Below are 17,515 nucleotides of genomic sequence, written 5' to 3'. Positions count from 1 at the left end.
AGCAGTGCTATGTCGCACTGCTTTTTTGTTTGAGCGCATTTTTTTGTTATTTCTATTTTCCCTATTTGGTTGATATTAAATATATGTTCCATATCGCACTCTATGAACCTCAGATCGCCCCCAATACAGGTAATATAATTCGTCTGGTTGCGAACAACGGTTGTTATCTTCATTTAATCGAGCCATTGGGGTTTGATCTAGAAGAAAAGAAACTTCGACGTGCGGGTCTGGACTATCGAGATATGGCAAACGTAACGCGCCATAAGGACTATGCTTCTTTTCTTGAGGCTGTTGAAGGGCGGCGAATTATTGCATGTACAACTAAGGGGAGTGGGCCTCATGATCAGCTCACTTACCAGGAAGGTGACGTATTATTGTTTGGTTCTGAAACGGCAGGGCTGCCCGATTCAGTTTTAGCGAGTATTCAGTCAGAACACAGAATCCGCATTCCAATGATGGTCGATAGCAGAAGCCTAAACTTGTCCAATGCAGTGGCAATCATAAGTTATGAGGCTTGGCGTCAGTGCGGATTTAAAAATGCTCAGCTAGTGGGCGAGTTTTCTCCTTCATAAGTGCTTTTTATCTGCTTTATTTTTTCTTTTCGTAAACGGTCTAGCTGCTCGCCAATTTCTTTCCCTTTGTAGCCCTCGGCAACGATCTCTTTTGTGGTGATTAAGCTGAGAGTGTGTAATATCCGGCTAAAAAGATCTGCTTGTTGGTATTGCGCCTTTTCAAACCCGGTCCTACCTCGTGAGTCTGCCTTGCTGCACAGTAATATTTCTGCAAAGCGCTCAGGGCGTCTAAAGGCGTCGCACTGCTTTAAAACTTTCAGAATGGTTTCACTTCTTAACTCAAAAGCTTTATGGATGTGCGTGTGATATTCACTGCATAAACATGCCAGGTCTCGGTATTCATTCGGTACTCGATTTCGTTCACAGAGCTTCTTTATCGGCTCTAAACCTAGGCGCTCATGGCCATGATGGCTTGGCCATTTTTCAGGGGCGGTACAAGCTTTTCCCAAGTCGTGTGTAAGAGCAGCAAAGCGAACTTGTTTTGATTGGCTTAGTTGACTAGCTTGCTCCAAGGACATGAGAGCGTGGATGCCACAGTCGATTTCTGGGTGGTACTTTTCTGGCTGAGGAATGCCAAATAGCGCATCGATTTCCGGGAATACGACTTTCAGGCAGCCAACTTTTCTAAGTGCTTCAAAATAAATCCAAGGGGACTTTTCACTTAGTGCTCGTTCAGTTTCTTGCCAGATACGCTCAGGGACTAAATGATTTGCCTCACCTTTCAGAACCATTTTGCTCATGAAATCGAGTGTTTCGTCAGCTATTTTAAAGCCGAGGTGATAAAAGCGAGCAGCGAAACGAGCCACGCGTAGAATTCTTAGTGGGTCTTCTGTGAAGGCTGGCGAGACGTGCCTGAGTAGTCTGTTCTTCAGATCGTCTTGACCGCCATACGGATCAATCAGCTCACCGTCTGCGCTCATTGCCATCGCATTAATGCTTAGGTCTCTTCTGATAAGGTCTTGTTCTAAAGTGATTGATTTTGACGTGTCAAAGCTGAAGCCTTGGTAGCCCTGACCGTTTTTACGCTCTGTCCGCGCAAGAGCGTACTCTTCTCTAGTTTTGGGGTGGAGAAATACAGGGAAGTCTTGGCCGACCTGGGTAAAGCCTTGTTTAAGCATCTCGTCTGGGTTGCTACCTACTACGACCCAGTCTTTATCCTTGCTGTTAATTTCGAGCAAAGAGTCACGTACAGCACCACCCACAAGGTAGGTTTTCATCACATTCAAGCCCACGGGAGAGAAAGAGCTAGAATGCTAAACCAAATCCTATCGAACCGCCAGCTTCTACTTCACTCAGCATAAATGCAGCCTCAATATTGAAGTGGCGTGGCTGGTATAAAAAACCAGCTGTTAAGGTGTGATCTTCTTTTGAGGCCTCTTCTGTTTCAGCAATATTGAAGCGCGCACCTGCACGTAAGTGGAAGTCATCTCTCCAGTAATACTCACCACCAAAAGATATGAAGCGGGTATTGCCTTCGAAGGCGAACACTTCATCTTCGTTTAGATCAATATCAAGCGTCATCATATAGTCTTCACGGTAAGTGGCTAAACCCACTTTATAGCGTGCTTGAACTGAAGGCTTGCCTCGAGGTAATTCATCAGTGGGTACGGGAGGGGAGAATGTTGAAATGTCGGTTGGAAACATATTCATTCCAGAAATACCGAATACCCACTCGCCTTCTAGCCACCAACCATCCAGGCCGAATTCTTCACGTAAAAAGTTGTCGGTAAACAGGATTGCTAAGCCTATATCTACGTTCCATTCTAGGTTGCTATCACTAGGTCTGTCAGCCGGAGCGTTATTCACATCGTATTCATCTAGCGGCCTTGAAACTTGAGATGCATTGAACTGAATCAGTTTGGGTGTAAAACCCCACGATATGGGCATGTTATAATCAATAACATTGGTTGTAGCGACGGTTGCGCCCATTTCTTCATAGTCAAATTGAGTGCTTTCAACCGATGAACTTAATAGGTCTTCAATACCTGTGGATTCCGCAAGGCCAGTAGTTTCTACTTGTCTAACAATGTCATCAATAGTTGCTGCATCTTTATTTAGGATGGTGCTTACTTTGCGAATTTCACGGCGAGTGTAGAAATTGATAGTTAGCGGGTCAGTATCCACTAACAAGTTAAAGTTATGCATTTCATCAGAGCGATATGAGCTAAAACTTTTTTCACTTAGAGAGTCTTTTAGAAGTTTAGCGGTATCTCTGGTGTCGCTAATATCTCCGCTGTTAGCGGCGTTGATAAAGTCTTGTTCTATTGGTGAATTTTGATAGTCGAGAACGTCAGAGTTAAAAGACTCTCCGTAAAGCTGTCGCTGGCCACTATTTATTGCAAGATAGATCTTGTCGGGCTTATCGCCTCGGTTGAAGGCAATCAAAGCAGGGTTGTGAGCGGACGCGTTAAACTTTGAAGCTGAAGCAACACCGGTTCCGCCCATAGCCATGGAACGAGGGTCTAAAAATACTTTGTAGCCACTTAGTGCGGTTGAGCTATAAGCGAGACAAACTAAGCAAATGGCAAAGTTTGATAAGCTGAAGGTGGATCTGAAATTCATTATTTCCTTGTTCCTTGAGCGGGTCCTGACTAGTTAACTTATGCTGGCTAACGGTACGGTGACTGTACGTAGCTTGATCCGTAGAGGCAATTTTAACGGAAAGTCGAAAGTGACAACGACGGGCACGTCACGCTTTGTAACATAATGTCCAAATTCGTGGTAATTTTTTTGGCTTAACTGTGCTTATGTATTGAAGTCATTTAATGACTCTGTATTGCCGCCTAACAACCTTATTTGCCGCTTAGAGCTATGAAAACGGCAAGCGCTCTCCTGAATTGCTGCAAATTTTACAGTAATGACTTGGCACAGGATTTTCATAGTGATTATGAAAAACTCAGGTATTTGGCTCTTATTAACGCATTTAAGTATCTGTTGTTCGGGGTGTCTCGATGCGATCTTCGCTCACCATTTACTGGGAACCTAGTTTGATATGCTTGCTTTGAAGAATCTAGTCATTTTTTGTTTACTAACCGCTGCGCTCTGCTTTTCTCCGGCTCATGCCCATAAATATAAAGATAAGAATAGTGTGGGTACGATGAAGAAAGAGGAGAAGGAGCCGATTGAGCCTATTGTAGTCCGTGTTACGGGGTATGGCGCTTATGAAAGAAAGGAGGACTCGGAGTCAGAGTCGAAGCGTTTGATGGCGATAAGGGCCTCAAAGCTTGATGCTTACCGTACCTTGGCCGAAAGGCTTTACGGTATCGGAATCAGTGGTGGTTCCCAGGTTGATGAGTTTGTGATGAAAAGTGATCACTATGCAGCGGCTGTCGATTCTTATGTGCGAGGTGCAAGGGTAGTTTCGATTATTGAGAATAAGGGGCGCGGATTTGAGACTGTGTTGGAAATATTACTGCCAGGCGATTTTCACGACTGTATCAATAAAATGAACAATATCAAGTTCGGTATAGATTGCCACCGGCCACTGCCTATGGCTTCCAGTAGTGAGCCCCGCACTAAGCGTGCTGCATCTCAGTCAATGCAATCTGTATATTTTTTGAAGTGAGGTTGGTATGAAGTATTTTTCCTTCTTGCTCGCTCTAATGTCTTGTTTGCTATCACCAGTAAGTGCTAATGCAGAGTGGATACAAGTCACAGGGCAGGCAGATTTTGATGGTCAACGCTATGATCTGGCGAGAGATCGTGCTCGACAGGATGCGCTTAAGCAAGCTCTGCTTCAGGCGGGTGCCCGAGTAAAGAGTGATCAACGTGTTAGCAATGGAAAGATAAGTAAGGACTACTTTTCAGTTTCGGGTGAAGCGCGTATTCGTAAATCTGTACTACAAGATGAATTTGTTAAAAAAGGCATCTTGAATCTGGTGATGAACTTTGATGTTGAAGAAGTTGCCAGTTGCCCTGATTCCCAAGCAAAAAAATATCGTAAAAAAATCGCGGTGCTGGGGTTTTCGGTTCAGTCTCCTGCTCAACTGAGATTGGGGGGGTTTCATAATATTGAGCGTGGATTGGCCAGTGCACTTAATCAGTCTTTACAGCTGCAAGATAAGTTAGTTGTTTTCGAGCAGAGTGAGTTTTCTTTGCATCAGGATGTGATCAATGCGCCCAGTCACTTCACATCGCAGAGTACACTGACCAAAGCGGCTGATTACGCGAAGCAGGTTGGAGCTCAATTTGTTATCTCAGGTGTGGTGAGAGATCTGTCGCTAGAAGACCCGGAAGCTTTCTCCACATCATATTGGGCGAAACTGAAAAGGATGAGCAATAACGCCAATATCAAACGTCGCTTTGCAATGGAGCTATTTGTTCATGATGGCTATAGTGGTGCGATTATCTGGCAAAGAAGTTTTGCAGTATCTGCGCCGTGGGAAGATGATATTGATGATCTGAGTGGCTTTGGCACTGCAGAGTTCTGGAATGACGAATATGGTCTAGCAGTCGCTCAACTGGTGGATGGTGTTGCTACTTTAGTAGGAGAGCAATTGGAGTGTCAGCCCTTTATTGCACGTATATCAAGAGTTGACGGTAAAACATTACACTTCAATTCGGGTGCAAGCTCCGGTGTTCGCCCTGGAGATAAGTTTTCTTTATATCGTACCTACAATTATTACGACGCAGATATGCTAGCGGGTACTGAACTAACGAATGTCAAGACATCACTCACCGTTTCTCAGGTGCACCCTGGTTTTGCTAGTGGTAGTGTCAGTATGGACCCAGGGCGAATAAATATACAAGAGGATGACTTGCTAATCGCTTGGTAGTTTTTACACCCAGTAAGAGAAAAATATTAGTAGCAGTCCGCCCAAATACCGTTGGATAAAATGCTTTTTGTCCAGCGAGTCGCTCTTCAGTTCTTCGCTGCAGCTCAGGTCGTCACGAAAATTAATTGCCAATTGCTCTCGGCTGGCGGTAAGTTGCAGGCTGTAATCGATTTCCAAATCATGCATTAGGCTGCGGGTGTTGAGGTTACTTGAGCCGATGCAAGCCCAGTCATCAATAATCAAGGTTTTAGAGTGCATGATTCCTGCTTGGTATTCGTAGAGTCGGATGCCAGCTTCAAGTAATGTTGAATAGAAGAACGCAGAGGCCCAAGGAATGAAAAATATATCCGAACGCCCGGGGAGTAATATTCTTACATCAACCCCGCTTTTACTTGCTGTGCATAGGGCGTCTTGCAGTTCGCTATCTGGTACAAAATAAGCGTTCGCTATCCATACCGCATGCTTTGCATTTTTAATTCTCTGTAATAAGTCTTTTCTCTGTTTTCGTCTTAAGCGGCGGCTGAAGTTATAGAGAAAAGGGCTCTCAGGCAAGTACCGAGCGCTGGTGCGACATGAGTGTTTATACCAGCAGGTGTCGAAAGCTAGCCTTACGCTCTGGGTTACTTGTCCAGATATTCTGATTGCTGTGTCACTAAATTGTTGACCGCCAAGGGCCTTGGGTAAATGCGCTTTTGTAATGTTGAAACTGCCAAGAAAAACCAGCTTATCATCAATGAGTACAAGCTTGCGGTGGTCACGATTATTAATATAGCTCAGCAAGTGCCATAACTTAAAAATACCAGCAGCAGGGAAGAGGGATAAAGGCCATAGATCAAAACGCCAAGGTAATGGCCGGTATACTTTTACTTCAGCGCCGCAATTAATGAGCTGTTTGGCAACCTGCTCAAAATTATTACCTGCCCCAACTCCGTCAACCAAAACCCTGACTTGCACTCCTCTTAAAGAAGCGTTTTCAAGAGCTTGAGAGATGGCCTGACCAATAAAATCATTGTTGAAGATATATGACTCAAGTAAAACTTCTTGCTGGGCAAGATCAATTGCTTCGATAAGCTGCTCATAATAACTTTGTGCGTCGACAATGATCGATTCGCTAGTCGAAAGCTGATTGCGTGTCATGGTGTGGTCAGCGTAGCTAATAGATTGATGACACTGATTCTAATACACGGCGCTGAATTAAGGGAGCTTGTAAGGAGGTTTGGAAGCAGAAATATTCGAGAGGGCTTGTTACTAAGTTTTAAAAAAGCTTTGGGTATAAAAAATACCCAAAGCTTTACCACCAGGAGATGGAGTAGGTTAAGCTTATTTAAATCGACGTACGCCAGCTAAACCTAATAGACCAAGACCAAATAGAGCAAGAGTCGCTGGCTCAGATACAGTAGCTGCATCAATATTTGCTACAGAAAGTGACTGCCATGTGCTGCCGCCATCTGTTGTGAAACGACCGCTGCTATAACCGTTGCAGCAGTTTTCTGCCCAGTATAGGTCGATAGTGTGGCTGCCAGCAGAAATACCGGCAGTGCCAGATAGAACGTCAGAATTGTTCCAGTTGTATTGCCACCAAAGGTCATCAGTTCTATTTTCGATTAGGCTACCATCAACATATAGAGCTGCGCCGTAGCCTGCGTCCAAGCCAGCTTCGATTCCCCACGAGCCGCTTATAGCAGATGTTAGTGAGATGCTTAAGTGGCTGATCGTGTTGTTGCCAGAAAAGAAACCACTGAAATCTGAAATATTTAGTGAGTTAATCGCTTAAGTTTGATCAGTCCATGAAGTAATAAAATCCGTGTCGTCTATACCATTAGTGATACTACGAGTGTCAATAGTCATCGTCGTTGCGCTAACGTTTAAGCTCAGCGCTGCTAATACTAAAGTAAGAGCGCTTAGAGTAATTTTTTCATGTGTGTATCCTAGTTGTATTACATTGAATTTGGTGGCTGGTCAGATTAAAGCTATTTATATGCCTGTTTGAAAAAAATTATATAAAACAATATATTGAGTTTGTTTTTGTCTTGTTGTTTTTCATAGGTTGTAAAAAATATCGACACTTATATCTATGTCTGATGTGACCCCATGAAAGGCTTGCTAGCGAATATAGTCTAATTTAGCTAGCAGTTATTTCGGTAATGCTTTGTTCAGGATAAAGAAGCCGAATATACCAGATATCAGCGAACCCACGACGATACCAAGGCGTTCATCAAAGATCATGTTGACTCCGCTTTCTTCAAAGGCAAGTGAGCCAATAAACAAGCTCATTGTAAAGCCAATACCACAGAGTGCCGCTGTGCCATACAGGCTAAGCCAGTTCATGCCAGAAGGTAGTTGGGCTAGTTTAAGTTTAATGGCAAGCCAGCATAAACCGAATATCCCCACTTGCTTACCGACAAACAAGCCTAGCGCGATGCCAACGGGGACGTTATGAAGCATTTGCTCTAAACCTATACCTGATAGATTGATTCCAGCATTGGCGAAGGCGAAGACGGGGAGAATTCCAAAAGCAACGACTGAGTGAAGGTCATGCTCCAGATCTTTAAGCGGCGAGAACGAAGGGTTCTCTCTAGATTTCATAGGAATGAATATCGCTAGAACTACACCTGCAAGTGTCGCATGAACGCCCGATTTAAGCGTTGCAACCCACATAATGATACCGATAAAAATATAAGCACTTTTGGAGATGACATTTCGTTTGTTCATGATAATTAGGAAAGGGATGCAGCCTGCAACGATTATTAACGCGCTTAGCGATAATTTATCCGTGTAAAACAATGCGATGATCAGAATCGCGCCAATATCATCAAAAATTGCTAAAGAGGTAAGGAATATTTTAAGCGAGGTAGGAACTCTGGAACCAAGAAGCGTCAGGGCACCAAGGGCAAAAGCAATATCGGTTGCAGCAGGAATGGCCCAACCACTAAGGGCCTGAGGGTCTTCGTAATTAAAGTAAACATATATAAGTGCAGGAAATAGCATGCCACCCAGTGCGCCGATTCCGGGTAAGACTATATTTCGCTTGTCGGAAAGTTCGCCTTCTAATAGCTCTCTTTTTAGTTCTAATCCGACTAAAAAGAAGAATACCGCCATCAGGCCATCATTAATCCATAGCAGTAATGGCTTCGCGATTTCCAGTGCGCCAATCTTGACTTCTACAGGGGTTGATAGCAGCAATTCATAAATTGAAGATAAGGGCGTATTAGCAAACACTAAGGCAAGGACTGCTGCAAAAATTAGTAATATTCCACCGGCAGACTCAAGCTTAAAAAAGTCAGAGATAAAGTTTTGTGGATGGTTGTTTTGTAAAGAATTCATGATTAGCCTTAGACCTTACTTATGCTTATATCTTAAGTCGTAATTTACTTGGTAGTTACTCAATAGGGCATTTATTACCCAGTTCATCAATGCATACAAATGTGATTCGAGTTTCAAATAAAACTGTATCTTTGTCTTCGCGAGCGTTTCGTACTGAAATAAAATAAGTAATTGAAGAGTTTCCCTGTCGCTCAAGGTCGACCTTAAAACAAATTATTTCGCCACAGTCGATTCGATGTTTGAATTCAACATTATCGAGTGCAACGGTAACGAATCGCAGCCCTGGGTAGTGAAGGGCGGCCGTCATATAGGCGACTTCGTCTATCCACATCAGCAAGTTGCCACCAAACAAGGAGCCTTGGTGGTTCATATGCTCAGGTAATACTAACTTATGATGTTGCATGCTGCGTAAAGCTTTAGTTGCTTCGTGACTCATTGCATCTCCTTAGATAAATCGATAACGTTATATTCTATATATTATTATCGGCTTCACCAATAGATTTCGTAGGAGATATCATGTCAAAAAATATACTTGTAACCGGAGCAAATCGTGGTATTGGCTTGTCTTTCTGTCAGTACTATAAGTTTAAAGGTTACTCGGTGTATGCCGTCTGTCGTGAAGCTAGTGAAGAGTTGTTGTCGTTGGGGTGCCAGATAATCGCAGGAATCGATGTCAGCAAAGCAGAGGATGTGGCTAGACTAGGTGTTGAGCTTCAAGGTGTGAAATTAGACCTTCTTATTAATAACGCCGGAATTCTTCGAGATGAGGTATTGGGGCATATCGACTATGATCAGCTCGAAGAGCAGTTTCGCGTGAATGCATTAGGCCCCTTGCGAGTAACAGAGGCGCTTCTCGGCAATTTGGATAGTGGTGGTAAGGTTGCCATCATCACCAGTAGAATGGGATCCATAGCTGATAATAGCAGTGGCGGTCGCTATGGCTACCGCATGTCTAAGTGTGCCTTAAATATCGCCTCAGTTTCTCTCGCGATGGATCTAGAAGATCAAGGTATTGCTGTCGGAGTCTTCCACCCGGGTCTAGTGGGTACTGAAATGATAGGAGGCTATGGCGACATTACCCCTGATCAAGCTGCTGAGCGTTTAGCTCAGAGAGTAGATGAGTTGAATCTTACGAATACTGGTACGTTCTGGCATTCAAATGGGGATGTTCTGCCTTGGTAGCTAAGTGAGGTTTAACTGACACTTTTTAATCAAACCTCGTGAGGTGGAAATGCAGTTGTTGGGTGATATTCAAAATAAGTTAGAGCGAGATTTTGGCAAGCAGTGGTTGCTGGCCAAAGATGAAATTGAGGCCTTGTTTGTTAAAACAAATTGGCGTGTAACAAATCGAATTGTACGTGCGGCCATCTATGTCGCGGACGGAGACTTCGATGAGTTAAGTCGATCTATAGAGCGTGTCCTATCAGATTATAAAGATCTTTTATGGCAGGCGGAGTATGACCGGGGAGATGATCAGTTAAGGGACTTCAATAAGAGTTTCGGTGAGCTCAATCTTTAGTTTATCGTAGAGCTTGATCTGGTGATTCTCAGTGCTGGTGTCATCTATGAGGGTAAGAAGTAAGGTGTTTCTGGGTAATCAATACCCAGAACGTATTTTTTACTATTACTGCTGAGAGAGCTTTCTAGAGAAACCTAAACCTAGTAAGCCTAGAGCAAGTAAAGCTATGCTGCCTGGCTCGGGAGTCTCAACTGTGTTACCCGTGTTTCTTCCCCAAAGCATAAAGTTAGATAAGCCGCCACCATTTCCGTAGCTTTGATTGTAATCAAACGTGCCAGTTGTTGAGCTTGTTGCAATGGATCATGCGAAGAAGTCAGAAGTGTTATCTTGAGGGTTTCCGCCAACATGCATTGAGATCACTGCTTCATCAAACTGACTCCAAAATGAACTGTGAATGCCCCATATTCCGGTAACGTCGGTGCTTCCCCAAAGAGAACCTGTATTTAAACCGATTCGTAATGGGCCATCAGCTAAGCTTAGGTCAGTACCTTCAAACCCTGCGATGTCAGATACTTTTTCCCAGCTAGGTGTGTCACCATACAGATTGTTGATATCGTTAGTGTGTGGGTTTCCATTACCAGATTCACAGACGGTGGATATGGTTAACTCTGCAGTTCGCCCTTCGCTAGTACAAATCGCTGCAAAAGATTGGCTGGCAAAGCTTAGTAACGCAATACCTGATATTATTTTAAGAGTATTTTTCATGATATTCCCTGTTAATAATTTTACATAAGGGTTTTAACGCATAAATTGTACCAATGATTTGCCTCTGTCTTTAACTACAATTAATTATCATGCTTTTTAAGTGTAAAAAATAAGGTTTTGTTATGGGGGGGTAAACTAATCTGACAGTTAATTGTGTGAATGTGAACTTGCGCATATGTACATTAAGGGTGTGTTTGGCTAAAGCGTCTGGAGGCAAATAAGCCAAATAAGCCAATGATAAAGAGTGCGATATTTGCAGGTTCTTCAATGCGAATAACTTCGGTAACTCGTCCCCATAGTTTTAGGTTTGATAAACCACCTCCACCACCGGCTAGACGCTCGTAGCTGAAACTTCCTGTCGATGCTCCATCGGACAGTTTCCAAGCAAAAAAGTCGGGGTCTCCGCCTCCATTCCCTACGCGCATTGATATTACACCCTCATTGTAAGCATCCCAGAAGGCAGAATCTAAGCTCCATTCACCAGAAACATTGCTCTGTCCCCAGTTAGAGTTTGGATCCAGTGACACCCCAAACCAGCCATCGCTACCACCAGAGGTATTGTCTTCTACTGAGCTAACTCTTTGCCAGCTAGGGGGGGTGTCAAACAAGGCGTTAATAGCACTAATGCTGGGGTTTCCTAGGCCCGTTATACAGTTCGTTGCAGGACTTAGATCGGCTGTTCTGAGACTGCTTCCGCATGAAAGTGAAAGTGCTTGATTGGATGATAATATTAGAACTAAAAATAGGAAGAGACTTTTGACAATAGACATCTTATACACCTCGAAATAAGCGTCGATTAAGAATCTAGAGTCTTGATGCAATAACAATACTTTATTCAGGTCTGGTGATGTTTTTCAGTAGCTTATCGTAATGATTGGTTCTTTTTGTGATGCAAGTCACATCATAAGTGTTAAGTAATTCGACGCTTGTCGCTGCTGATTAAGTGAGTTCTTGGGCCTTGTAAAACCTACAAGTAAAGGTCTCTAAGCGCTTTCAAATTGTCTTAGGTCAATTTCACTTTGTGAGTATTGGCCTATACTCATTTCTAGAGTTTTGTTTCTAGGGCCTAAACCTTGTTTGGGCTATCAACTTCTAACTTTGTATAGATTAAGGGAACTTAGTTTGCAGCAAGGCATACTCGCTATTTTTCGTTCAATGCTAGGTAGTCTCAGAGACCTGGCGCCGATCATAATTGTTATTGCATTTTTTCAATTTGCAGTACTTCAGCAGCCGATACCTAACCTGGTCGATATGATTATTGGTGTCATATTTGTATTGCTTGGCTTGACGTTTTTCATTTTCGGTCTGGAAATGGGCTTATTTCCGATCGGTGAGTCAATGGCTCATGCCTTAGCAAAGAAGGGTAGTGTCGCTTGGCTGATTGCTTTTGCTTTTGCATTGGGCTTTGGTACGACAATAGCTGAACCTGCCTTGATAGCAGTCGCTGCAGAAGCCGCAACGGTCGCCGCAGAAGGCGGCATGATCGAAGCAACTGAAGCCGCTAAAACAAGTTATGCCAGTGGCTTACGATTTACGGTGGCTTTTTCTGTAGGCTTGGCGATCGTTCTGGGTGTGGTGCGTATTATTGCAGGCTGGTCGATCCAATGGATGATTATTGGCGGCTATATTCTAGTTGTGATTATGACGAGTTTCGCACCAAAGGAAATTATCGGGATTGCATATGACTCGGGCGGTGTGACAACCTCAACGATTACTGTTCCTCTGGTGACTGCGTTGGGCGTAGGTTTGGCTTCATCAATCAAGGGCCGAAATCCGATGATTGATGGTTTTGGATTAATCGCATTTGCGTCGCTATCTCCGATGATATTCGTGATGGCTTACGGCATGATCATATAGTGAGCTCGGCGCTTAATGGAACTTCTCAACGATATTATCGACATTACGTTCGCCACGATTAAAGACGTGATTCCTATCGCGGCTATATTGTTTGGCTTTCAATTTCTTGTGATTCGCAAGCCTATACCCAATATGAAAAGGGTGCTGTTTGGTTTCTTGTACGTGCTGATCGGGTTATCGCTATTTTTACTCGGTTTGGAAAGAGCCTTATTTCCCTTAGGTAAATTAATGGCGCAACAGTTGACTGATCCAGCTTTTATAGCAGGAGCGAGGGATATTGGTGCCGATGCACTTCAGTGGTTTGATTATTATTGGGTCTATCTGTTCGCCTTTGCCATAGGATTTAGTACCACGATAGCAGAGCCCTCTCTAATAGCTGTAGCGATCAAGGCGAATGAAGTATCGGGTGGTGCGATCGGCATTTGGGGTTTGCGTATTGCCGTCGCAATTGGTGTAGCAGTAGGTATTTCCTTAGGAACTTATCGTATCGTTACCGGAATTCCGATCCATTATTTTATTATCTCTGGTTATGTGGTCGTCGTAATTCAAACTTGTTTTGCACCCAAACTGATCGTGCCTTTGGCTTATGACTCAGGTGGTGTAACGACATCTACTGTAACTGTGCCTTTGGTTGCAGCCTTGGGTTTAGGCTTAGCTGAAACAGTACCTGGGCGAAGCACTTTGATTGATGGTTTTGGTTTAATCGCTTTTGCTAGCTTATTTCCAATAATGTCGGTGATGGCCTATGCGCAAATTACTGAGTATTTGGCTAAGCGAAACCAACAACAGGGCTTGGCACAAGCTGAATAAGCTCTGTACAGAGTTTGTAGAGAATTTCGAATAGGGGAAAGTACATGCATTTTAAATTATTGCTGGTGTTTGTAGAGGATGACAAAACCGATAAGGTCATGAAGGCTGCGCGAAAAGCTGGGGCGACTGGTGCCACAGTGATCAACCATGCCAGAGGCGAAGGGATTAAAAAGAGTAAGACTTTTTTTGGCCTGACCCTGGAGACTCAACGGGATGTCTTGCTGTTTATAGTTGAAGAGCACTTAAGCCGGCATATATTAGAGACTATTGGACAGGTAGGCGAATTCGATACCAGTCCGGGTACGGGAATTGCCGTACAGTTAGATGTTGAAGATGCTGTGGGCGTCTCGCACCAAATACAATCTATTGCAGCTAAAGTCGAGGAAGAGTTATGAGTCATACCAATAAAACGGTTGTTAAAATTAAGGATGTCATGCGGAGTAACTACGTTGAAATGGACGGCATGATGACCGTTAAAGACGCCTTGATTCAAATGAAAGAGCATAATGCTAGCTACGTGATTATCAAAAAACGTAATGAGGATGACGAGTACGGCGTTGTGATGCTGTCAGATATCGCTAAAAAGGTATTGGCAAAAGATAAGTCACCTGATCGCGTTAATGTCTATGAAATTATGTCTAAGCCCGTTGTCAGTGTCCCACCTGAAATGGATGTGCGCTATTGTGCTCGTTTATTTGATCAGTTTGGCTTGGCGAGTGCGCCAGTTATTGATGGTAAAAACGGTAAAGTAGTGGGTGTGGTAGGTTATAAATCTTTGGTTTTTGAAGGTATTTTAGTAGAGCAGCATACCTTGGATTAAAGCGTATTACAGTATTTTGGATGGCTATGGATTGTTAGGGTGAGTGACTAATTGCGAATTCTATAATAGCCATTTATTCAGACTCTCGACTATACTGATGACAGTCTTAACTGTAACAACGACAAATAACAATAATAAATGCAATAGAGGGTCGTTATGGATCAAGAGGTCCTGGAGAAATTATTACGCGCTCAGCAATCGATTACCGAAATGGTTTCGTCGGGCGCGTCTCTACCAGAGTGCTTGGAAGAAATCTGTAGTTCAATCGAGCAGGCCTTGGCAAGCAAGGCCGGCAAGAGCTCGATTCTTTTATTGAAAGGGAACAACTTACACCACGGCGCAGCACCGAGTTTGCCTAAGGCATATTGTGACGCTGTTAATGGTGTCGAAATAGGCGAAAGCGTTGGCTCTTGCGGCACGGCTGCGTTTACTAAGCGGCAGGTGATTGTTGCCGATATCGCTACAGACCCCTTGTGGGCGGACTTTAAAGGCCTTGCTTTACCTCACAACCTAGTCGCTTGTTGGTCGACGCCCATTGTCTCTTCAACAGGTGAGGTTTTGGGCACCTTTGCTATTTATTACCCCGAGATTCGCTTCCCTGAACCTGAAGACCTTAAGTTAATTGATCACTTCACTGGCTTATCTCGTATAGCAATTGAAAGAGAGTATTCAATGCAGCGTGAACAAGTCTTGAATGCCCAGCTAAAAACATCCAACGAAAAGCTCAAAGCTTTTATCTCCGTCATTCCCGATTTGGGCCTCATTCTCGATGAAGAAGGTAATTATATCGATATCTATGGTGGCAATGGTGAGCTACTGGTTGTCAATAGTTCAGAACTTATCGGTAAAAATATACGAGAAGTGATTGATTGTGATACCGCTGTTCAGCTGACTTCTGCTATTAGGCGGGCGCTCGAGTATTCAGAGCTGGAATTTCTTGAATATACTCTAGAAGTGAAGGGGGGACGCAGGGTCTTTGAAGGGCGAATCTGTCCGATCAATCATTACTTGCCTGAGCAGCCAGAAAAAAAGCATGTTCTGTGGATCGCCCGAGATATTACCGAAAAAAAGCAGGCAGAAGAAAATATTGAGAGGCTGGCTTACTATGATCCATTAACAGGCTTGCCGAACCGTAGAATGTTTAATGATTATCTTGATTGCACGGTAGATAAAATTGCTCGCTATGATTTAATCGGCGCATTGCTATTTATGGACCTGGATAATTTTAAACGAATTAACGACTCGCTGGGCCACACGGTCGGTGATCAGTTACTGGTCAAGATCGCTGACAATCTGAAACCATTCATTGGGCCCCAAACAAATTTATCGCGCCTAGGGGGTGATGAGTTTGTCGTCTTACTAGAGTCTAAGTCTAAAAATATTGATAACGTGCATCGTGAAGCAAGTAAGCTGGCTGAAAGTTTATTAGACGTGTTCTCGCAAACCTTGACTCTTCAGGACGCTCACTATGCCGTGCGTGCGAGTATTGGTATTTGTTTGATCCATGAAAAAGCAGTTTCCGCCAGTGAAATTTTGAAACGTGCTGACTCCGCGATGTATAAAGCCAAAAAGGCAGGTGGTAACCGCTACGCATTCTTTGACCCTGAGTTGCAAAGAATGGCTGACCTTCAATTAAGAATTGAGCGTGATATTGAAGCAGCGATATCAAAGAATGAGTTTGAAGCTTACTTTCAGCCCCAGTTGGATATGGGGGGAGCCTTAGTAGGAGCAGAAGCTCTGGTACGCTGGATTCACCCAGAGGAAGGGGTAATTAGCCCCGACAAATTTATTCCTATTGCTGAGCAGACCGGCGCGATCCATCGTATTCAAGAGATTGTCCTGCGCGAATCATGTGAGTTGATCGTTGCACTAAAAGAGACTGGAGCGTCTCATGATAGGTGTACGATGGCAATTAATATCAGCGCATGCCAATTCGACGTTGATTTGGAGGAACGCATTAAACTAGTGGTAGATGAGTTTTCGCTACCTACCTCGAAGTTTAAATTGGAAATCACTGAAAGTATGCTGATGGAAAACGTTGAGATGATTGTTGAAAAAATGCAGTCGCTTAAGAGCAAAGGTTTTAGATTCTCTGTCGATGATTTTGGTACTGGATATTCCTCTTTGGCTTATCTGCACTCCTTTCCAATTGATGAGTTGAAAATAGACCGAAGTTTTATCAAACAGATAGAGAGCAAAGGGACAGCGATTATTGATGCGATTGTTTCTTTGTCACAAAGCTTCGGATTGAGGGTTGTTGCCGAAGGGGTTGAGACCCGTGAGCAACTGGAAATTCTTGCCGAGAAGAATGTTTCATCCGTGCAAGGCTATTACCACGCCAAACCAATGCCTGCCCATGAGTTTATTACTTGGGTTACCAAAGCCAAGCGTTGCGAGAACTAAAATTGAGGTCAGAGTAAAAAATTATTTTTTACTCTGACCTCAATTATTATTTAGCGAGTTCCTTGGTAACTAAATCGTATAGCTCTTGTGATCCAAACTTGGGGAGCGCTTGTTCATTAACAAAAAAGGTTGGTGTCTTGCTAACTTGCAAAGCTCGAATATCGTCCTTCTCCCGTTGAAGGCGAGCGCTTATCTCATCTGAAGTCATATCGGCTTTCGCCTGTGTAATATCTAAACCCGCTGCTTCGGCAATAGGCCAAGCTTTATCCGCAACAACTTTATGGTTAACCGTCCATTCGGCTTGGGCTATGAGTAGTGCTTCAAGTACCTCTTTGAACTTGTTTTGGAGTCGCGCAGCTTCAAGCATTCTAACGATAGCTTCAGAGCCTTGGTGAAAGGTTGCATACCGAAGTACGATGCGTACATCCTTTTCATGTCTTGCTTGAATCTCTTTTACGAGAGGGTAAAAAGCTCTGCAAGCACCACATGCTGGGTCGAAAAACTCAACGATGGTGACTTTAGCCTCAGCAGGACCAAAGCTCGGAGAGTAAGGGCGTTCATATATGCTTCCTTGTTGTAGGAGCTCGTCGCTTTGCGGGCTTTCTTTGGAGTTCTGATCTTGTTGATAGGTATACCAAGTCAAAGGCAGAGATAACAAGAGACAAATAAGCGTAACACGGGTATTCATTTTCATAACAATTGTGGCCGTTCAAATAAGAAAGCGGTCTAG

At 43.6% G+C, this 17,515-nt stretch carries 20 protein-coding genes; 10 read left to right on the top strand and 10 right to left on the bottom strand.

Features of this window, described 5'->3' with window-relative positions; translation table 11 throughout:
- The first annotated feature begins 83 nt into the window (after positions 1-83).
- A complete protein-coding gene (locus tag A3729_RS13985) occupies positions 84-572 on the top strand; it encodes a tRNA (cytidine(34)-2'-O)-methyltransferase (RefSeq protein ID WP_068511345.1) in 489 nt (162 codons plus the stop codon).
- On the opposite strand, the gene A3729_RS13980 is transcribed toward A3729_RS13985, so the two are convergent.
- Positions 542-1,789, bottom strand: a complete 1,248-nt coding sequence (locus A3729_RS13980) for a multifunctional CCA addition/repair protein (RefSeq protein ID WP_068511343.1) — start codon at positions 1,787-1,789, stop codon at positions 542-544. The two genes, A3729_RS13985 and A3729_RS13980, sit on opposite strands and share 31 nt — an antisense overlap.
- A 28-nt stretch (positions 1,790-1,817) precedes the next feature.
- Positions 1,818-3,134 (bottom strand): conjugal transfer protein TraF, encoded by a 1,317-nt coding sequence (gene traF, locus A3729_RS13975; RefSeq protein ID WP_068553194.1) that lies wholly within the window; start codon positions 3,132-3,134, stop codon positions 1,818-1,820.
- 430 nt (positions 3,135-3,564) lie between these two features.
- Between traF and A3729_RS13970 the strand changes: the two genes are divergently transcribed.
- Together A3729_RS13970 and A3729_RS13965 are read left to right on the top strand one after the other, a co-directional pair.
- Positions 3,565-4,137, top strand: coding sequence for an LPP20 family lipoprotein (locus A3729_RS13970; RefSeq protein ID WP_068511254.1), 573 nt, complete (start codon positions 3,565-3,567; stop codon positions 4,135-4,137).
- 7 nt (positions 4,138-4,144) lie between these two features.
- Complete coding sequence (locus tag A3729_RS13965) at positions 4,145-5,347, top strand: flagellar assembly protein T N-terminal domain-containing protein (RefSeq protein WP_068553171.1); 1,203 nt, start codon at positions 4,145-4,147, stop codon at positions 5,345-5,347.
- A gap of 3 nt (positions 5,348-5,350) precedes the next feature.
- On the opposite strand, the gene A3729_RS13960 is transcribed toward A3729_RS13965, so the two are convergent.
- From A3729_RS13960 to A3729_RS13945, 4 genes are all read right to left on the bottom strand, one after another.
- Positions 5,351-6,484 carry a phosphatidylserine/phosphatidylglycerophosphate/cardiolipin synthase family protein gene (locus A3729_RS13960; protein ID WP_068511250.1) on the bottom strand — a complete coding sequence of 378 codons (1,134 nt, stop codon included), beginning with the start codon at positions 6,482-6,484 and terminating at the stop codon, positions 5,351-5,353.
- 183 nt (positions 6,485-6,667) lie between these two features.
- Positions 6,668-7,099: a CCXG family PEP-CTERM protein gene (locus tag A3729_RS33100; protein ID WP_255375148.1), complete on the bottom strand. Its 432-nt coding sequence runs from the start codon at positions 7,097-7,099 to the stop codon at positions 6,668-6,670.
- A gap of 381 nt (positions 7,100-7,480) precedes the next feature.
- Positions 7,481-8,671: a Na+/H+ antiporter NhaA gene (gene nhaA, locus A3729_RS13950; protein WP_068511248.1), complete on the bottom strand. Its 1,191-nt coding sequence runs from the start codon at positions 8,669-8,671 to the stop codon at positions 7,481-7,483.
- A 55-nt stretch (positions 8,672-8,726) separates the two neighbouring features.
- Positions 8,727-9,107: an acyl-CoA thioesterase gene (locus A3729_RS13945; protein WP_197475850.1), complete on the bottom strand. Its 381-nt coding sequence runs from the start codon at positions 9,105-9,107 to the stop codon at positions 8,727-8,729.
- An 80-nt stretch (positions 9,108-9,187) separates the two neighbouring features.
- On the opposite strand from A3729_RS13945, the gene A3729_RS13940 reads away from it, so the two are divergent.
- Complete coding sequence (locus tag A3729_RS13940; protein WP_068511247.1) at positions 9,188-9,853, top strand: SDR family oxidoreductase; 666 nt, start codon at positions 9,188-9,190, stop codon at positions 9,851-9,853.
- A gap of 49 nt (positions 9,854-9,902) precedes the next feature.
- Positions 9,903-10,190, top strand: a complete 288-nt coding sequence (locus A3729_RS13935) for a hypothetical protein (RefSeq protein ID WP_068511245.1) — start codon at positions 9,903-9,905, stop codon at positions 10,188-10,190.
- A gap of 105 nt (positions 10,191-10,295) precedes the next feature.
- Here A3729_RS13935 and A3729_RS34600 read toward each other — a convergent pair whose 3' ends face one another.
- The 3 genes from A3729_RS34600 to A3729_RS13925 all read right to left on the bottom strand — a co-directional run bounded on the left by A3729_RS34600 (position 10,296) and on the right by A3729_RS13925 (position 11,665).
- Entirely contained in the window at positions 10,296-10,412 is a 117-nt protein-coding gene (locus A3729_RS34600) for a PEP-CTERM sorting domain-containing protein (RefSeq protein ID WP_082865496.1), read from the bottom strand.
- Positions 10,413-10,490: 78 nt separating this feature from the next.
- Positions 10,491-10,895, bottom strand: coding sequence for a hypothetical protein (locus tag A3729_RS13930; RefSeq protein WP_068554980.1), 405 nt, complete (start codon positions 10,893-10,895; stop codon positions 10,491-10,493).
- Between the two features lie 182 nt (positions 10,896-11,077).
- Entirely contained in the window at positions 11,078-11,665 is a 588-nt protein-coding gene (locus A3729_RS13925; protein ID WP_068511242.1) for a hypothetical protein, read from the bottom strand.
- A gap of 385 nt (positions 11,666-12,050) precedes the next feature.
- Between A3729_RS13925 and A3729_RS13920 the strand changes: the two genes are divergently transcribed.
- The 5 genes from A3729_RS13920 (at position 12,051) to A3729_RS13900 (ending at position 16,785) form a co-directional block, all read left to right on the top strand.
- Positions 12,051-12,752 carry a DUF1538 domain-containing protein gene (locus A3729_RS13920; protein WP_068511339.1) on the top strand — a complete coding sequence of 234 codons (702 nt, stop codon included), beginning with the start codon at positions 12,051-12,053 and terminating at the stop codon, positions 12,750-12,752.
- Between the two features lie 15 nt (positions 12,753-12,767).
- Positions 12,768-13,562, top strand: coding sequence for a DUF1538 domain-containing protein (locus A3729_RS13915; RefSeq protein WP_068554982.1), 795 nt, complete (start codon positions 12,768-12,770; stop codon positions 13,560-13,562).
- 44 nt (positions 13,563-13,606) lie between these two features.
- Positions 13,607-13,957 (top strand): P-II family nitrogen regulator, encoded by a 351-nt coding sequence (locus tag A3729_RS13910; protein ID WP_068511238.1) that lies wholly within the window; start codon positions 13,607-13,609, stop codon positions 13,955-13,957.
- Positions 13,954-14,382 carry a CBS domain-containing protein gene (locus A3729_RS13905; RefSeq protein ID WP_068511236.1) on the top strand — a complete coding sequence of 143 codons (429 nt, stop codon included), beginning with the start codon at positions 13,954-13,956 and terminating at the stop codon, positions 14,380-14,382. The genes A3729_RS13910 and A3729_RS13905 overlap by 4 nt, the downstream gene beginning before the upstream one ends.
- A gap of 156 nt (positions 14,383-14,538) precedes the next feature.
- Entirely contained in the window at positions 14,539-16,785 is a 2,247-nt protein-coding gene (locus A3729_RS13900) for an EAL domain-containing protein (protein ID WP_068511234.1), read from the top strand.
- A 46-nt stretch (positions 16,786-16,831) separates the two neighbouring features.
- On the opposite strand, the gene A3729_RS13895 is transcribed toward A3729_RS13900, so the two are convergent.
- The gene (locus A3729_RS13895; RefSeq protein WP_082865497.1) at positions 16,832-17,479 is read right to left on the bottom strand and encodes a thioredoxin domain-containing protein; all 648 of its coding nucleotides are present in this window, start codon (positions 17,477-17,479) and stop codon (positions 16,832-16,834) included.
- Between the last annotated feature and the right edge of the window lie 36 nt (positions 17,480-17,515).

The sequence above is a fragment of the Oleiphilus sp. HI0043 genome, from assembly GCF_001634935.1.
The sequence above is the reverse complement of the archived record's forward strand: the minus strand, read 5'-3'. Positions and strand labels throughout refer to the sequence as shown.

What these genes read in the sequence shown, in the direction of transcription:
- A3729_RS13980 (WP_068511343.1), bottom strand. Translation starts at nt 1,789, where the DNA reads ATGAAAACCTACCTTGTGGGTGGTGCTGTACGTGACTCTTTGCTCGAA.
- A3729_RS13925 (WP_068511242.1), bottom strand. Translation starts at nt 11,665, where the DNA reads ATGTCTATTGTCAAAAGTCTCTTCCTATTTTTAGTTCTAATATTATCA.
- A3729_RS13900 (WP_068511234.1), top strand. Translation starts at nt 14,539, where the DNA reads ATGGATCAAGAGGTCCTGGAGAAATTATTACGCGCTCAGCAATCGATT.
- A3729_RS13930 (WP_068554980.1), bottom strand. Translation starts at nt 10,895, where the DNA reads ATGAAAAATACTCTTAAAATAATATCAGGTATTGCGTTACTAAGCTTT.
- A3729_RS13960 (WP_068511250.1), bottom strand. Translation starts at nt 6,484, where the DNA reads ATGACACGCAATCAGCTTTCGACTAGCGAATCGATCATTGTCGACGCA.
- A3729_RS13965 (WP_068553171.1), top strand. Translation starts at nt 4,145, where the DNA reads ATGAAGTATTTTTCCTTCTTGCTCGCTCTAATGTCTTGTTTGCTATCA.
- A3729_RS13970 (WP_068511254.1), top strand. Translation starts at nt 3,565, where the DNA reads ATGCTTGCTTTGAAGAATCTAGTCATTTTTTGTTTACTAACCGCTGCG.
- A3729_RS13895 (WP_082865497.1), bottom strand. Translation starts at nt 17,479, where the DNA reads ATGAAAATGAATACCCGTGTTACGCTTATTTGTCTCTTGTTATCTCTG.
- A3729_RS13985 (WP_068511345.1), top strand. Translation starts at nt 84, where the DNA reads ATGTTCCATATCGCACTCTATGAACCTCAGATCGCCCCCAATACAGGT.
- A3729_RS13915 (WP_068554982.1), top strand. Translation starts at nt 12,768, where the DNA reads ATGGAACTTCTCAACGATATTATCGACATTACGTTCGCCACGATTAAA.
- A3729_RS13920 (WP_068511339.1), top strand. Translation starts at nt 12,051, where the DNA reads ATGCTAGGTAGTCTCAGAGACCTGGCGCCGATCATAATTGTTATTGCA.
- nhaA (WP_068511248.1), bottom strand. Translation starts at nt 8,671, where the DNA reads ATGAATTCTTTACAAAACAACCATCCACAAAACTTTATCTCTGACTTT.
- A3729_RS13945 (WP_197475850.1), bottom strand. Translation starts at nt 9,107, where the DNA reads ATGAGTCACGAAGCAACTAAAGCTTTACGCAGCATGCAACATCATAAG.
- traF (WP_068553194.1), bottom strand. Translation starts at nt 3,134, where the DNA reads ATGAATTTCAGATCCACCTTCAGCTTATCAAACTTTGCCATTTGCTTA.
- A3729_RS34600 (WP_082865496.1), bottom strand. Translation starts at nt 10,412, where the DNA reads ATGCTTTGGGGAAGAAACACGGGTAACACAGTTGAGACTCCCGAGCCA.
- A3729_RS13940 (WP_068511247.1), top strand. Translation starts at nt 9,188, where the DNA reads ATGTCAAAAAATATACTTGTAACCGGAGCAAATCGTGGTATTGGCTTG.
- A3729_RS13905 (WP_068511236.1), top strand. Translation starts at nt 13,954, where the DNA reads ATGAGTCATACCAATAAAACGGTTGTTAAAATTAAGGATGTCATGCGG.
- A3729_RS13935 (WP_068511245.1), top strand. Translation starts at nt 9,903, where the DNA reads ATGCAGTTGTTGGGTGATATTCAAAATAAGTTAGAGCGAGATTTTGGC.
- A3729_RS13910 (WP_068511238.1), top strand. Translation starts at nt 13,607, where the DNA reads ATGCATTTTAAATTATTGCTGGTGTTTGTAGAGGATGACAAAACCGAT.